12 protein-coding genes are annotated in these 14779 nt (G+C 36.8%); 6 read left to right on the top strand and 6 right to left on the bottom strand.

Going from position 1 to position 14779, the window contains the following annotated elements; translation table 11 throughout:
• The first annotated feature begins 30 nt into the window (after positions 1-30).
• Complete coding sequence (locus M4I44_RS05765; protein ID WP_070906085.1) at positions 31-1263, top strand: MFS transporter; 1233 nt, start codon at positions 31-33, stop codon at positions 1261-1263.
• Between the two features lie 76 nt (positions 1264-1339).
• Here the strand turns inward: M4I44_RS05765 and M4I44_RS05760 are convergent, their stop codons facing one another.
• The 6 genes from M4I44_RS05760 to M4I44_RS05735 form a co-directional block, all read right to left on the bottom strand.
• Positions 1340-2371, bottom strand: a complete 1032-nt coding sequence (locus M4I44_RS05760; RefSeq protein WP_089076731.1) for an asparaginase — start codon at positions 2369-2371, stop codon at positions 1340-1342.
• Positions 2361-3497, bottom strand: a complete 1137-nt coding sequence (locus tag M4I44_RS05755; RefSeq protein ID WP_017494646.1) for a 1-acyl-sn-glycerol-3-phosphate acyltransferase — start codon at positions 3495-3497, stop codon at positions 2361-2363. The genes M4I44_RS05760 and M4I44_RS05755 overlap by 11 nt, the downstream gene beginning before the upstream one ends.
• Positions 3498-3561: 64 nt before the next feature.
• A complete protein-coding gene (locus tag M4I44_RS05750; RefSeq protein WP_026109780.1) occupies positions 3562-4341 on the bottom strand; it encodes a TatD family hydrolase in 780 nt (259 codons plus the stop codon).
• A 195-nt stretch (positions 4342-4536) separates the two neighbouring features.
• Complete coding sequence (locus tag M4I44_RS05745; protein WP_249966761.1) at positions 4537-6192, bottom strand: S41 family peptidase; 1656 nt, start codon at positions 6190-6192, stop codon at positions 4537-4539.
• 190 nt (positions 6193-6382) lie between these two features.
• Positions 6383-7108, bottom strand: coding sequence for a tol-pal system YbgF family protein (locus tag M4I44_RS05740; RefSeq protein ID WP_249966760.1), 726 nt, complete (start codon positions 7106-7108; stop codon positions 6383-6385).
• Between the two features lie 2 nt (positions 7109-7110).
• A complete protein-coding gene (locus tag M4I44_RS05735; protein ID WP_249966759.1) occupies positions 7111-7695 on the bottom strand; it encodes an RNA polymerase sigma factor in 585 nt (194 codons plus the stop codon).
• A gap of 148 nt (positions 7696-7843) precedes the next feature.
• Here M4I44_RS05735 and M4I44_RS05730 point away from each other — a divergent pair, with 148 nt between their 5' ends.
• The 5 genes from M4I44_RS05730 (at position 7844) to M4I44_RS05710 (ending at position 14754) form a co-directional block, all read left to right on the top strand.
• Positions 7844-8143, top strand: coding sequence for a hypothetical protein (locus M4I44_RS05730; protein WP_017494641.1), 300 nt, complete (start codon positions 7844-7846; stop codon positions 8141-8143).
• Between the two features lie 123 nt (positions 8144-8266).
• Positions 8267-9250 (top strand): hypothetical protein, encoded by a 984-nt coding sequence (locus M4I44_RS05725; protein ID WP_249966758.1) that lies wholly within the window; start codon positions 8267-8269, stop codon positions 9248-9250.
• A gap of 180 nt (positions 9251-9430) precedes the next feature.
• Positions 9431-11383 carry a PKD domain-containing protein gene (locus M4I44_RS05720; RefSeq protein WP_249966757.1) on the top strand — a complete coding sequence of 651 codons (1953 nt, stop codon included), beginning with the start codon at positions 9431-9433 and terminating at the stop codon, positions 11381-11383.
• A 324-nt stretch (positions 11384-11707) separates the two neighbouring features.
• A complete protein-coding gene (locus M4I44_RS05715; RefSeq protein ID WP_249966756.1) occupies positions 11708-14365 on the top strand; it encodes a CHAT domain-containing protein in 2658 nt (885 codons plus the stop codon).
• Complete coding sequence (locus M4I44_RS05710) at positions 14317-14754, top strand: retropepsin-like aspartic protease (protein ID WP_202701624.1); 438 nt, start codon at positions 14317-14319, stop codon at positions 14752-14754. Before M4I44_RS05715 ends, M4I44_RS05710 begins: the two co-directional genes overlap by 49 nt.
• Positions 14755-14779 lie beyond the last annotated feature (25 nt).

Below are 14779 nucleotides of genomic sequence, written 5' to 3'. Positions count from 1 at the left end.
TCCGAACTTTGTAAAAAAATATCAGGCATTATGTTTAAAGCGTTAAAATCAAAAAACTTCAAGTTGTTCTTTTACGGACAATCTGTTTCTGTAATTGGAACCTGGCTTCAAAAAACAGCTGTAAGCTGGATGATTTACAGCGTTACGGGTTCGGTTTTCTTACTGGGATTAGCGACATTTTTAAGCATGATCCCGTCCTTGTTTCTGGCTCCCCTGGCCGGAAGTATTATTGGCCGTTACGACAGACACCGTGCTATGATTCTATTGCAATCTTTGGCTATGCTTCAAGCAGGTGCTTTGGCACTGTTAATTTATCTGAAAATATACAACATCAACTTTATTCTGGCCTTGAGTTTAATTCAGGGAATCATCAATTCTTTTGACATGACTTGCCGACAAACGATGATGATAGATATTGTTGACAATAAAGAGGACTTACCCAATGCAGTGGCCTTAAACTCTACGCTGAATAATTTTGCCCGAATTGCCGGACCTGCCTTAGCCGGAATTATTCTGCACAATTATGGTGAGGACATTTGTTTTATTGGAAACTTCTTAAGCTACATTCCTGTTCTGATTTCTTTATTGATGATGAAAATCACACCGCATATTAAAGCCACCGAAAAAATGAAAATGGTTGACGACTTTCTTGAAGGTCTGGATTATATTAAAAAAGAAAGTGAAATGGCTAAAATGCTTCTGATGTTAATGTGTAGCAGCTTGTTTGTGATTTCGTTCAATACTTTAATGCCTGTTTTTGCCAAGGATATTTTTACCGGAAATGCACAGACTTTCAGTTGGTTTGAAAGTGCTGCCGGAATTGGTTCGATACTGTCTGCTATTTATCTGGCTAATCTTAAAAAAGCAGACAATATGGGCAAAATAATGATCGCTGCGAGCTTATTATTAGGTTTTAGCATTATCGTACTGGCCTATTCTAACAGTCTGACCGTAGCGCTTATTTGCATGGCTCTGAGCGGTCTGGGAATGATGGCACAAACCTCGTCTATAAATATTTACGTTCAGACACAAAGTCCTGTGCACCTGCGTTCGAGAAGTATTAGTTACTATCTGATGGCATATCAGGGAATGATTCCTGTGGGAAGTTTGATTATCGGATATGTTTCACACATTATTGGAACCCGAGAAACTGTGGCTATTCAGGGTATTATTTGCATTCTTTCTGTGATAGTTTATGTGTATTACAAAAAACAAAGCCCTGAAGAAGAGTTTGGAACTTGTGAGGTTCGTTACAAAAATTGATAAGCTCCAAATTTAGAAATTCCAAATTCCAAAATGAAGATATAATCAGCAAACGATTGGAATTTGGAATTTTATCTTATAGCGAAATCTCCCCGCGTAAAGCTGTTTCGAAAATTGCCTTAAATTCAGTTTGAGGAATATTTTGTCCCAGCAGGTACATTAATTTTGTTATGGCTGCCTCGGTAGTGATGTCCTTTCCGGAGATAACGCCAAGCGATTTTAAAGCGGTACTGGTTTCGTATTGCCCCATATTGACGCTTCCACCCGAACATTGGGTCACGTTAACAATGTGTAATCCGGACTGAATTGCTTTCTCAATCAAATCCAAAAACCAGTCTTCTGTTGGTGCATTACCCGAACCGTAGGTTTCCAAAACGATTCCCTTTAGATCTTTAATGGCTAAAATTGAAGCTAAAACCACTTCACTCATTCCAGGGAACATTTTGATGATTGCAACATGATTGTCCATTTCTTTATGAACGATTAGTTTCGCGTCTGTCTTTACAGGAAGAAATAAATGTGTGTTCAACTTTAAATGAACTCCTGACTCTACTAATTCCGGATAGTTTGGTGCTGTAAATGCTCTGAAATGTTCTGCATTTACTTTTGAAGTTCGATTACCGCGGTACAGTTTATATTCAAAATACAAACAAACCTCAGTGATTACCGGTTTTCCGTTTTCCTGAAGTGAAGCAATCTGAATAGCTGTAATCAGGTTTTCTTTAGCATCGGTACGTAAGTCTCCTATCGGAAGCTGGGAACCTGTAAACACTACCGGTTTTGCCAAATTCTCTAACATAAAACTCAATGCCGAAGCAGAATATGACATGGTATCCGATCCGTGCAACACCACAAACCCGTCGTAAGCAATATAATTTTCTTCAATAATAGCGGCAATTTTCGTCCACTCTTGAGGATTCATATTCGAGGAATCAATCGGCTCCTCAAATGAAACTGTTTCAATATCGCAGTCTAATTGTTTGATTTCAGGTATCTTTTGTAATAATTTACCAAAGTTGAACGCTTTGAGCGCGCCCGTCTCAAAATCTTTACTCATACCGATAGTTCCACCGGTATAGATTAGTAGTATTTTTGGTTTAGATGACATCCTGATATTTTAATTTATTAACAACCGGGTTAGCGTACATGGCCAGAAATCCTTGTCTTGTTACTGGGTTATCACTTCCGATACGCATTTCTAAACGACGCTCGAACAACGATTTTTCGCTTTCTTTGTACAAGTGCGCAAACTTATTGGTCTCGTTTAAAATATCGTAAGCAATAAAATTAGTTGGCCATAATTGATAATTTTTCAAAACCGAATCGTCAATAACCTGAGCCAAAGCCTGTACTTGTTTGTTGACATTGTCATTTTCAGCTACAATCTGATCGATTTCTGTATCTAAAACATCTCCAACCGAAATGTGTATTCTTTTTTTAGTTCCCATGATACCACTCAGGATATTCATGAAATCTTCGTTTTTGTCTTTAACATAAACCTCATTATTGGCTTCTGCCATTAACTGTGGCATCTTCAGAACATCTGTTGGATCGTATTCGTATGAAATGGACACGGGAACAATTTTTAATTTCTTAAAATAATCCATTAGATTAGGCTCATCAGATCCCATTCCGATCATTTTTAGAACTCCCGGATTGGTTTCATCGTTTCCGTCTTTGGTACGGCCTTCTCTCTGTGCAATCCAAACCGAACGATTCTCACGAAGTAATAATTGCCCAATATATTCTGATAATAATTTAGAACTCTGCAACATTTCTCTTGGCGATAAACCTCTTAGAACCAAAAAGTTTCGGTTTAATTTTGCCAAAGTACTCAGGAATGCTTTTTTTACCAGATTGTCTCCAATGGCAGATGCCGTCATGACTAATCCGTGCTCAAAAAGACAAACGTTTAATAAAGTAGTATCTAATAATATATCTCTGTGATTAGAGATAAACAAGTAAGAGGTGTTTTTTTCCAGTTTCTCAAATCCTGAAGTAGTAAGACCTTCAGAACTTTTCTCTAAAACTTTTTGTATGGTGTTATAAATAAAGTTGCATTGAAAATCACGAATAGAATGTGTCTTTTTTAGCTGCTCTTTCCAAACCTCATCTGCTACTTCCGGAAAAGTAAAGTTCATCATGGTTTTCATCATCGGATGATTGACTACATCATGAAGTGCTTCATTTATTTCAGAATCATAAAACGGTCGAATGGCATCAAATCTCTGCATTATTTATATTGGTATTAAGTGGGCAAAAGAACAAAAAAAAAATTAAACTATTGTAAGGTACGGGTTAAATCCCAAAAACGTCTTTAGAATTCTGAGTGGTTCGTTCTGCGATTTCTTCCTCTGAGACGTTGTATATATCCGCTAATTTGGCGATAACATTTACCAGATAACTGCTTTCATTTCGCTTTCCGCGATACGGAATTGGCGCTAAATAAGGAGAATCGGTTTCCAGAACGATATGTTTCAAATCGATCTGATTTAGAAACTGATCGATTTTTCCGTTCTTGAAAGTTACCACTCCACCAATTCCCAGCTTCATATTGTAAGACAGCGCCTGAAGTGCCTGCTCGTATGTACCTGAAAAGCAATGAAAAATTCCAAATAAATCGGCTGATTTTTCCTCTTCCAGTACTTCAAAGATTTCATCGAAAGCCTCACGACAATGAATTACAATAGGTAATTTGTATTGTTTTGCCAGTTGAATTTGTCTTTTAAAAGCAATTTGCTGCTCTTTTAGATGTGTTTTATCCCAATACAAATCGATGCCAATTTCACCTACAGCGTAAAACTTTCGTTTGGCCAGCTCCGTTTCTACATGCTTTAACTCTTCTTCGTAATTGTCTTTCACATAGGTAGGATGCAACCCCATCATCAAGTATACATAATCCGGATAATTTTGCTCCAGATCGTACATCGACTGTGTGGCAGCGGCATCAATCGCAGGAATAAAAAAACGGGTTACTCCGGCATTTATAGCTCTCTGCATCATCTCGTCGCGGTCCTGATCAAATTCTTCAGAATATAAATGTGTATGTGTATCGGTAATTATGGGCTTCAAATTCAATTGTTATAATTTTTAATGGCCCAAAATTACGATAATATTAAAAACTTTCCCAATTTGAATGAAATGAGGAAAAATAGCACGCGGATTTTTACGGATTCACTTCGTGAAAACGCGGATAAAAACGGATTTTTTCTAAAAGTAAACCCGACAGGTTTTTAAAAACCTATCGGGTTTGAATCAGTACGAAATAATTTGTTATTTCCCTGTTTTAACAAACAGTAAAGCGCGATCCAGAACTTCGTCTTTACCTTGTTGAGCCCCTAAAATGGTTGGGATTACTTTAATATCCGGGATAATCCCAATACGCTGTGTTTCTTTTTTATTTGGGTAAAAAGCACCCATTGAAGTAAATGAAGAATCAAATCCGTTGATAATGTTAAATTCATAATTTGGTCCATCGGAGCCCGATGTCTGAGTACCTACAACGGTAACATTTGGTGCTGTCTGAAGGCTCATTACGGTTTGTTCCCCAAAACTATGAGTTCCTGAGCCTACCAGAGCAATTACTTTACCTTTATAATAATCTGGATTGATTTTACCACATTCTTCCATATCGTCCATAAAATAATAACGACCAGGATAACTTAAGTCCTGTCGAAGCAATCTCAAAATTGGTTTTGGCTCCGGATTTAGATATTCGCTGACTAAAAAATCAGTATAGGCTGGTCTGCTTCTGACATCAAAAATAATAGCTTGTGTCCCTTTTAATTCTTCCATCATCTTTGCAACTTCCTCTTTTGGTACTTTACTCATTCTTACATAGCCAATATTATCTGCCAGAATTTCCCATTTTGCAGTTTTTTTGAATGGTGATCTTTTAATTTTTTCGTTTGAGTAACGATGTATTTTCTTTGTTGATGTCACATTATCTCTAATGAATTCAATTTCTAAATCATCTGTATCTCCTGTAAACATTATAAAACCTCCCAAGTAAGTCGCTACAGCTTTATTAGATCCCTGCATATATTTTGAAAGCTCTGCTAATTGCTGAGCAACTGTGCTCCCATCAACTTTCGTTATAATATCGCCAATTCTTAAGTCATCTATTTTGGCTAAAGAATCATTAGCTACAGCAACAATTACAGCTTTATCGTTTATAAATTTAGCTGTAAAAGCAATATACTTCTCTCCACCCAAATACTTAACCATATCCGGACTAGTAGTCCCGGCATGTGTATCGTTAAGCTTTATCGATATTTCACGCATTGCCAATAAAAATTCCTTTTCGGAAGCCGGAGTTTCAATATGAGGAAGAATTTCAGTAAGCGCTTCGTCCCAATTCTGATCCATTACATATTTATACGGAAAAAAGTATTCTGTGTAATTCCAAAAACGAAATAGTGCCAAAAGGCGTAAATTTTTATCTGTCCATTTAAAATCAGCATAGACTGGTTCATTAACAAACTGCAAACGAACATTTTTACCCTCTTGATTTACAAAATGATTTACACCCTGAAATCTATTCTCTGTAATAAATTTCAATTTTTGAGAAAGGCTTTTGGTGAACAGTTTGCCTTTTTGCGTCCATTCTAAATTTAAATTTTTATAAAAATAGTCTGTTTTTGAATCAGGAGCCGCCGGTGTATTCGCAGATACTTCTCCCAGACTTTCAATCCATTTTTCGATTGTGGCAGAAAATTCTTCTTTGGTCTGTGCTTTTTCAATTTTAGGCAAAACTTCAAAAAGTTTTTCATCCCAGTTTATTTTCCCACTGGCCACTGCAGGATGATAATATTTTAAGAATCCCCAAACTTTGCAGGTAGCAGCAAGCTTTTCGGTTTCTGTGATTTTGGCATAGCCAAAGATCGTTTGAGTGCATACAATAAGAAAAACTAAAGTAATTTTGTTCATGTAAATAATCCGGTTAGGTTGAAATTGTTTTTTGGTAAATTTTTCTAAAAAAAATCAGCCGAATGTAGAACTAAAAATCCGGATTCGTTTACGGCTTTACGTAAAAACCTTTTTTATATAAATAAACCGGACAGGTTTTAAAGCCTGTCCGGTTTGAAAGTATAATAATTTTACCCTTTTAAATAAACAATCAATCTAACTCGTCCAGCAACTCCTGAACATCGTCATAGTTTTCATAATCCTGAGAAATGGTCTGCAGAATTTCTCTGCAGGCATTGTAATCTTTCTGTTTTAATTTGGACAGTGCCAGACTCCATTTGGCTTTTTCTTTGTAAGCTGAAGTACCTAATTTTAGTTCATTAAAAACTGCTTCTGCTTCTTTATAATCACTTTCTTCCAGTAAAGAAACTCCATAAAAATATTGTATTTCAGGTGTTTTATTCTCTTTTAAAATTTCCTCAAAAAACGGAATTGCAAGTTCATAATTCTTTTCGTTGAATGCTTTTTCTGCTTGTTTTAAAGTTTCGTCTGCATCCCCACGTTCGACAAAAGAAGCGGTTTCGGGATGATTAAAATCTTCAAAATCAGGATTCTGATTGTAATCAAAAAAGAACAGTCCGAATAAAATAACAATCGATGCCGCTGCTGCGAAATACCAAGGTCGCATTTGAACCACTTTAGGCTTGTTGGCATTAAAATGTTTCTCTGAAATCTCCGTCAGATTTGCCGTAAAGACTTCTCTTTCTCTTTCGTGTTCAAATTTACTTTTGAGCTGTAACTGCACTTCTTTGAAAGTTTCAAAGGCTGAAGCCAGTTCATGATCCTCAGACAATTGTTTCTCAAAACTATTTTTTTCCTCAACAGTCATTTCTCCCTGAAGATATTGATCGAATAATATGTAACGTTCTTCGTTCATGACTAATTATTTTTTAACGATTTAAAATTCCCGGCTTCCTGAATCCATTGTGTCAATTGCCCTATGCACAACGATTTTTTCTTACGAACATACCCATAAGTCACGTTGAGTTTCGCTGCAACTTCTTCCATCGTTTTGGTGGTGAAACTTAGTTTTAACAACTCCTGACATTTGTCTCCTAATTTTTGAAACATGGCATCAAAGAGCTGCTGTCTTTCATCAAATTCTTCGGTTTGACCAATTAATTCAAGAGCAGATTCATTCATAGATACCGCATCCTCATTAATTGTTACCCCTTTATTGGCTGTTTTTTTAAGTTCGTTGAGCCATTTCCTTTTACACAATAAAAAAAAGTAAGCGTCAAAAGGACAAGTCAGTTGTAGTGTTTTCGCTTTGGCCTGATTAAAAAGTAAAATCATGACTTCCTGAACCACATCCTGAGCATGTTCTTTATCTCCCGAATTGTTCATGACAAACATGACCACTTTGGGAACGAATTTTTTGTAAATGCTTTGAATAACTGCAGAATTATTTGCAGCAATACCATCAATATACATTTGATCGGGATGAATTTTATTCTTAACCATAAAGAATCATTTTGTAGCTAATTTAAAAAACAATTGGAAATAAATTTCATGTCATAAGGTAACAATTAACAAATCAAGTTGATGTAATAGTAAAGAACTTCTAAAATAGCCTTAGAGAAGAGCCTAAAAACCATCAAAAATCAGGAAAATGGAAACCTATCAATTTGTAAACGAAAAGAGTTTGGATCAATTTCATCAGATGATTTCTGCCAAAACACGAAATGGATTTGTGGTTGTGGAGCATAATGAAAAGCTTCCGTATGTGGTTTTATCCAAAAAACCAAAAGCAATCAACCATCCGTTGCACCTCTTTCTGACCTGTATCACATTCGGACTCTGGGTTACAGTATGGATCTATTTTTCAATAACGCTTTCACGAAAGACAAGCATTCTTGTTGCTGTAGATGAAGACGGCAATTTATTTGAAGACAGGTGTCTTTCAGAATAAACTCAGAAAAAACAAAAACAGGGGGTAACAATATCAAACCCAAATTGATATAGCAATATAATTAACAACCGAAATCTGAAAACCACCTGATCATCAGGACAGATTTATAAAAAACTAGAAATCATGAACACACATTTTAAAAAAATCGGACTTTTATTTTTACTGGCAATGGGTTTTGTAAGCTGCGACAATAGCGACAGCGACGATGCTCTTATTTTGCCACCCTCGGCTTCTGCTTTCAAAAGCATAAGTGAACAAGGGGTGAAGAAAAACACACAGAACTTTACCATCACTGCCGGAACCGGTGTGGTAACTTTAACTTCGGCTAAAGGAGTAAAATTAAGCATCAACGGGGATTGTCTTACCAAAAATGGAGTTGCGGTAACGGGGGCAGTTGCAATTGAGTACATCGAACTTTTTGACAAAGGAACTATGTTGGTTACCAACAAACCTACTATGGGGATTATGCCTGACGGAAAGAAAAACTTATTGATTTCCGGTGGAGAATTTTTCATCAGAGCTACTCAGGGTGGTGTTGAACTTAAAAGTTCCTGTTCAATGAATTTAATTGTGCCTGCGGCTTTAACAGATGGTGTCGACAATGCCATGACTTTATGGGTCGGTAAGATTGATGAGAAAGGGGAACTGGCATGGGAACAACCTAAACCAAATGCTGACGGAACCGGTGGTAAAGGCGGCGTTCAGGGTGAAGGAACCAATTACTTTGTGACTTTTGGTAATTTTGGATGGACAAACGTTGACCGTTTTTACAGTGACCCAAGACCGAAAACTACTCTTTTGGTTGATGCTCCTGATGGTTACGACAATAACAACAGTGCGGTTTATTTGTCTTATGATGGCGAAGGCACTAATGCGCTTGCAAAATTAGATACTTATACTCCTGCCGGATTGTTTAGCGAGCACTACGGACAAATTCCAATTGGCTTAAAATGTCATGTGATTTTTGTAACCGAAGACAATGGCCAATGGCGATATGCAATTAAAGCGGTAACTGTTGCTGCAAATGATGTGTACACCTTTACACTGGGGGAAACAACAGTGGGAACTGAAGCACAATTAGTAGCCGCAATCAATGCTATTCAGTAAGTTACAAAATACTTTTTAAGAAAAAGTGATGATTTGCTCATCACTTTTTTTTACATTTAATCCAGTTTTCAAATCAATTCTGATGCTTTTCAGAAGCTAATCCTGCTGTCCGCTGTATCTTTTGTCCCGAACCCCGTGACAAAAGGATGCCGCTCCCATCAGGGCTAAAAACCTCTAGTTATGAAACCACTATCGTCTATTTTATTGATGCTATTTTCTATTCTTGCAATGGGACAAACGAAGGTAAAAGACACCATAACCCGAAGGGCCAATATTGTTTTCATTCAGAACGGAAATGCGGTTACGTATAAACCCGAAACTCCGCCTTTAATTCCCATTGCCGGTGCCCCCAAACCCAGTTATTCTTATTTGTGGGAACTCGGTGACGGACATTACAGCAGGGAAGCCGAACCAAAACATGTCTACAAAAACAAAGGAACCTACACTACCAGACTTGCCGTAACCAACAATTACGACAATGGAAAACCTCCGGCAACACGCCCGAAAAAAGTAGCCGTAAATGACCTTACGGATACCAATTATAAAGACATTGCTTCTATAGCCGATCAAAACGGATTGGCTATTTTAAAAAACTGTGACCCGATTCCGGAACAGGAAATGGTAGTCGTAGTGAGTTATCAGAACATGGAAAATTATGTTTCCAGCGGAAAACTGTATTTATTTTATAATGAAAAGCAATTTAAGAATAATAATTTCGAACTGGTTGATTACAGAACCCACGCCAGCGAGCATGAAGTAAAGGAAAAAACCGTTGCTTTTGTAGACGATCTGGACGATTCTAAAAACTATGTTGCTTCTGCTGAAAACACTTTTAAAGCCAAAAAATACAGAAATACAACCAGCGAAGAAGACTTGGATGCTTCCTTACTCGACGCCCATAAAACCTATCATAATGTTTCGGTTTTAGAGTTTGACGATGCTAATCCTAATGAAACCCGAAATGTTTTTTATACTTTTAAAACGACTCCCGAAATGATCAAAGATACTAGCGCAACGGTTACCATGCGCGGTATTTTTGTTCCGAACCGAAGTTATAAAAACCATAAAATCAAGAATCTGGAAATGGAAATCGTAACGTCTCACGATCCTAACAAAATGGGATCCAACGGGCGTTTTATGAATTACAGACTGGTTCGTTTTAAAAGAGTAAATTTTAAAACACGTTTTCAAAACAACGGTGAAGGTCCTGCCCGAATGATTAGACTTGAAACTGATATTCCGGATATGTTCGACAAAAAAACCTTCCAAATTGAAGACATGTACCCCAAATGTCCCATCTGTCCAAAAAATGAAGTTCCAACGACAAGCTGCCTGGATACCATTATCAAAAAGAATCAAATCTTTTTTACCTTCAAAAACATTTACTTACCCGGAAGTGAACAGAAAAATGTGCACGAAAAAGACAGTACAAAAGGTTTTGTAAAGTACTCAATGAAGTTTGGTGAGGACTTTCATAAGGTAAAAACCCGAAGCCGAACTGCTATTATTTTTGATAAAAACGAGCCCATCATTACCAACTACGCCACAACCCGATTCCTTCCCGGAATTTCAATTGGAGCAAAAGCCGGTTATAATTTGTATCCTGATCTGGAAAAATCAACGAGTTATTTTGTGGGTGCCACTATTTCGCCTTTTAAATCGTATCGTTTTTACTGGCAGGCAGAATGGATTAATGCCCTGAACAAATACGAAAGCGGCCTAACAGTGATTGATCAGACTGTGGCAGGTGCCAATGGCGTGAAGCAACTGCAACGTACCACCACGACAACCGAAAACAAAAATGTAAACTGGGAAATCCCGGTCCTGATTCGCTATAATCTTAACAATTATATAGGAGTCGGAGCCGGAATTCAGGCCAATTTTGATATCTCATCAGAACAAAATCAAATCCAAAAAATTGAAAACTTTGAAGGTGGAACAGATCAGTTTTTAATCAGTACCCGAACGCAGTCCAATTCGATAAAGAACGGTTTTGGGAATTTAAAAACGGGCGTTTTGTTTGATTTAACAGCCGGATTTGCGAGAATCGGACCCAGTTTTGGAGCCCGCTATGTCATTAACTTTGAGCAGAATTTCAACTATTTTCAGTTTTATGGGATTTGGAAGTTTTAAATGTTTTTCGTTCGTCACTGAATGTCACCCTGAGCGAAGTCGAAGGCTTCCTGACAATAAAGGTCTTCGACTTCGCTCAGACGGACACTCGTAATACTACATCGCTTATATATTTTAATCTTCCTTTTTTTTAATTTGAATATCTTAGGAGTTATGCCACAGAGACGCACAGAGGATTTTCACGAAGATGCACAAAGATTTTTTGCGGAGATATTCTATTTTTTTGCCACGAATTCACGAATTTTTACAAAGACATAACGTATCAAGGGGAGTAACAAATAAAAATCGTGTGAATTCGTGAATTCGTGGCGAAAATTTTAGACAATGATAAAACGATACTGCTATATATTTTTCTTCTCAACTCTTTTTCTGTTTGGACAGAATCAGGAAGATCAAATATATACCGCAATTGACTCTTTTATTGCTCACCCTTCCCCCAAAGCGCTACAAAATCTCACTAATACAGAATCTGTTTTCTGGAAAAATCCAAAGTCAAAAACCAAAGGAGAATTACTGGCGATTGTAGTTTTAAACTGCAATAAAGCGTATTATGAAAATCAATTTGGGAAAACTGAAAAGGCCATTGCGAGTTATGAAAAAGCCTGGCAAATTTATCAAAAAAACAAACTTTCAGATTACGATATTATCGAATACTGCCTGAAACCTTTAGGCAATTTATATACCGTTTTGGGCGACTATGACAGTGCGGAAAACACCATAAAACAGTATTTCTTTATTGTCAACACTACTCCAAATTATCCGGATGCCCAAAAGCAAAAATTTGCTGCAATTCTAAATTTATCCAATGTCTATCAGAGCTCAGGTAAATTCAATCTGGCCATTGATTTATTGGAACAAATCCTAAAAACGGAGAAACTGTCTAATGCTCAGAAAGGAATCGCACTAAATAATCTGGGCAACAATTACCTGCTGAGTTCCACTGGAAATTTAATGCATCCTGAGACGTATCAGAAAATTGAAAACACTTTTGAGTCGTCTGTAAATTATCTGAAAAGCAAGAAAAACCAATCCGAGACTCTGTCTAATTCTTACCGGAATCTGGCGATGCTAAATCGGCAAAAACATCAATTTGAAGCATCCAGTTCTTATTTAACGAAAGCAGAAAAGCTTCTACTGGAAACACCTCATATACAAGCCCGAAAAATAGCAAAGCTGTACTATGAAAAAGCCTCATTACTTTTTGAAGAAGGAAAATATGCTGAAAGCACCGAACAGCTTAAAGCCGTTTTTAAACTTTTAATCGCAAATTATGCGCCTCAGAATGTTCTTCCAAATCAAAATCAATTGTATGCCGAAACGGTTTTAATTGATGCACTCGATTTACAGGCTCAGCTTTTCCTGAGTCAAAATCAGCTTAAAAAAGCATTGGAATCTTACGAACTTTCGCTTCATATTGAAGAAGTATTGATGAACATTACTCTTTACGAAAACTCCAAGATAATCAGTCAGATTCGTTCCCGAAATCGTACCGAAAAATGTCTTTTGATTTATGATCGTTTGTTTCAAAAGGAAAACAAAACAGAATATCCGGAGAGCGCTTTTCAATTGGCCGAAAAAACAAAATCAGGGGTTTTAAAAAGTTATCAATCGAATATCAAAAAGGCAACTACAGAAGAAAAATCACTTTTAGTGCAGCTTCAAAATTTAAACAATGTTATTGTAAAAGAACAGCAAAAGGGCAGTCTGGCTAATATTGCAAACATCAACCAAGCAATCAAAAAACAGAACGAAGTTATGCTCTCTCTAAAGCAAATTCGATCTAAAAACCCGGATTTACTTCCTGAAATCAGTGACCTAAAGACCTTGTTTTCGAAATTGGAAAAAGACAAAGCGGTGATGGTGTACTACTTTATGGGAGCTGAAAATTTGTATTATTTCACCTTGCAGAACAACCGAATCAGTCTCCATCACCTCGATACGGCACCTACAGCCATGTTGAATATTATAAAATTTATAAACTATTTTAATACCTCAGCCGCTATTACAAACGATATTTCGGGATACAACTACTATGGCAAAAAAATATACGATTTATTGCAAATGCCACGAAATACTATTTACCAAAACCTCATCATTGTTCCCGATGGCATTTTAAACTTCTTGCCTTTTGAGGCTTTGATTACCAAGGACTCAAAAACCACCAATTTTGCCAAGATGCATTATTTACTGAATGATTTCAGGATTGCTTATGCTACTTCAGCAAACCTGTATCTGAACCCTAACCCGGTTTCAAATTCAGAAAATACTATTTTGGGTGTTTTTCCGGTTTTTGAAAATACTTCTTTTGAATTGCGTTATTCTAAAAAGGAACTAGAGGCTATCAGAAGTAATTTTAAGGGAAAATATCTGGAAAATTCAGAGGCTACATTTTCTAATTTTAAGAATGATGCGAACCATTATTCGATTTTACACTTGAGCACTCACGCTTCTTCAGGTGATATTGAAACTCCTGCGAGCATTAAATTTTACGATCAGGAAATTTTATATTCTGAATTATACAATCTGAATGTCAATCCTGATTTAGTAGTTCTGAGCGCCTGCGAAACCGGAATCGGTAAATTGTACAAAGGCGAAGGTGCCATGAGTGTGGCCAGAGGATTTCAATTTGCAGGAGCTCAGAATTTATTGTTTTCGTTATGGAAAGTCAATGATTATACGACCTCTGTTTTTATGACCGATTTTTATGAAAACATCAAAAAAGGGCAATCCTATGCGGAGGCCAATACGAATGCAAAACGTGCTTTTTTACAGGACAAGTCCATTTCGAATGCTAAAAAATCTCCTTACTACTGGAGTTCTTTTGTTTACTATGGTGCTATCCAAACAGAGAAACAATCGACAAATTATATCTTTTATATCATTAGTTTATTGGGGGTAATTGGTTTATTTTTGGTTTTCAATCATAATCGAAAATGGAAAATCTTCACGAGGTTCTCAAAAAAGAGAAATACAGAAAAATAAAATTCAAGGTTACTAAAACGCAGCATTTATCGATTAAGGCAAAAATCAACGGTGTTTCAGGCAACTTCATTTTAGATACCGGAGCTTCTAATTCCTGCGTTGGATTTGAAAGTATTGAACGTTTTGAACTGACGGCAAAAAAGTCTAAAACCAAAGCTTCGGGTGCCGGAGGAACGGGAATGTTAACCCAAATTTCAAAGCACAATCGCCTTCAGCTTGGAAGTTGGAAAAACCACGATTTTAGTCTGGTTATTTTTGATCTCTCCCATGTCAATGAGGCTCTGGAGTCTTACAAAGCAAAACCGGTTCATGGCATTATCGGTGCCGATGTTCTGCTTGAAGGAAAAGCAATTATCGATTATTACAATCATTATCTGTACTTAAAATAATAGATTATAAACTCAAATACCGGAT

Source organism: Flavobacterium sp. B183 (assembly GCF_023539155.1).
Taxonomy (GTDB): domain Bacteria; phylum Bacteroidota; class Bacteroidia; order Flavobacteriales; family Flavobacteriaceae; genus Flavobacterium; species Flavobacterium tructae.
Note: the sequence above shows the minus strand (reverse complement) of the source record. Positions and strands in the feature narration are given on the sequence as shown.

Excerpts from the sequence above, each read along its gene's own strand:
- M4I44_RS05765 (WP_070906085.1), top strand. The coding sequence starts at position 31 with ATGTTTAAAGCGTTAAAATCAAAAAACTTCAAGTTGTTCTTTTACGGA.
- M4I44_RS05760 (WP_089076731.1), bottom strand. The coding sequence starts at position 2,371 with ATGTCATCTAAACCAAAAATACTACTAATCTATACCGGTGGAACTATC.
- M4I44_RS05755 (WP_017494646.1), bottom strand. The coding sequence starts at position 3,497 with ATGCAGAGATTTGATGCCATTCGACCGTTTTATGATTCTGAAATAAAT.
- M4I44_RS05745 (WP_249966761.1), bottom strand. The coding sequence starts at position 6,192 with ATGAACAAAATTACTTTAGTTTTTCTTATTGTATGCACTCAAACGATC.
- M4I44_RS05740 (WP_249966760.1), bottom strand. The coding sequence starts at position 7,108 with ATGAACGAAGAACGTTACATATTATTCGATCAATATCTTCAGGGAGAA.
- M4I44_RS05735 (WP_249966759.1), bottom strand. The coding sequence starts at position 7,695 with ATGGTTAAGAATAAAATTCATCCCGATCAAATGTATATTGATGGTATT.
- M4I44_RS05730 (WP_017494641.1), top strand. The coding sequence starts at position 7,844 with ATGGAAACCTATCAATTTGTAAACGAAAAGAGTTTGGATCAATTTCAT.
- M4I44_RS05725 (WP_249966758.1), top strand. The coding sequence starts at position 8,267 with ATGAACACACATTTTAAAAAAATCGGACTTTTATTTTTACTGGCAATG.
- M4I44_RS05720 (WP_249966757.1), top strand. The coding sequence starts at position 9,431 with ATGAAACCACTATCGTCTATTTTATTGATGCTATTTTCTATTCTTGCA.
- M4I44_RS05715 (WP_249966756.1), top strand. The coding sequence starts at position 11,708 with ATGATAAAACGATACTGCTATATATTTTTCTTCTCAACTCTTTTTCTG.
- M4I44_RS05710 (WP_202701624.1), top strand. The coding sequence starts at position 14,317 with ATGGAAAATCTTCACGAGGTTCTCAAAAAAGAGAAATACAGAAAAATA.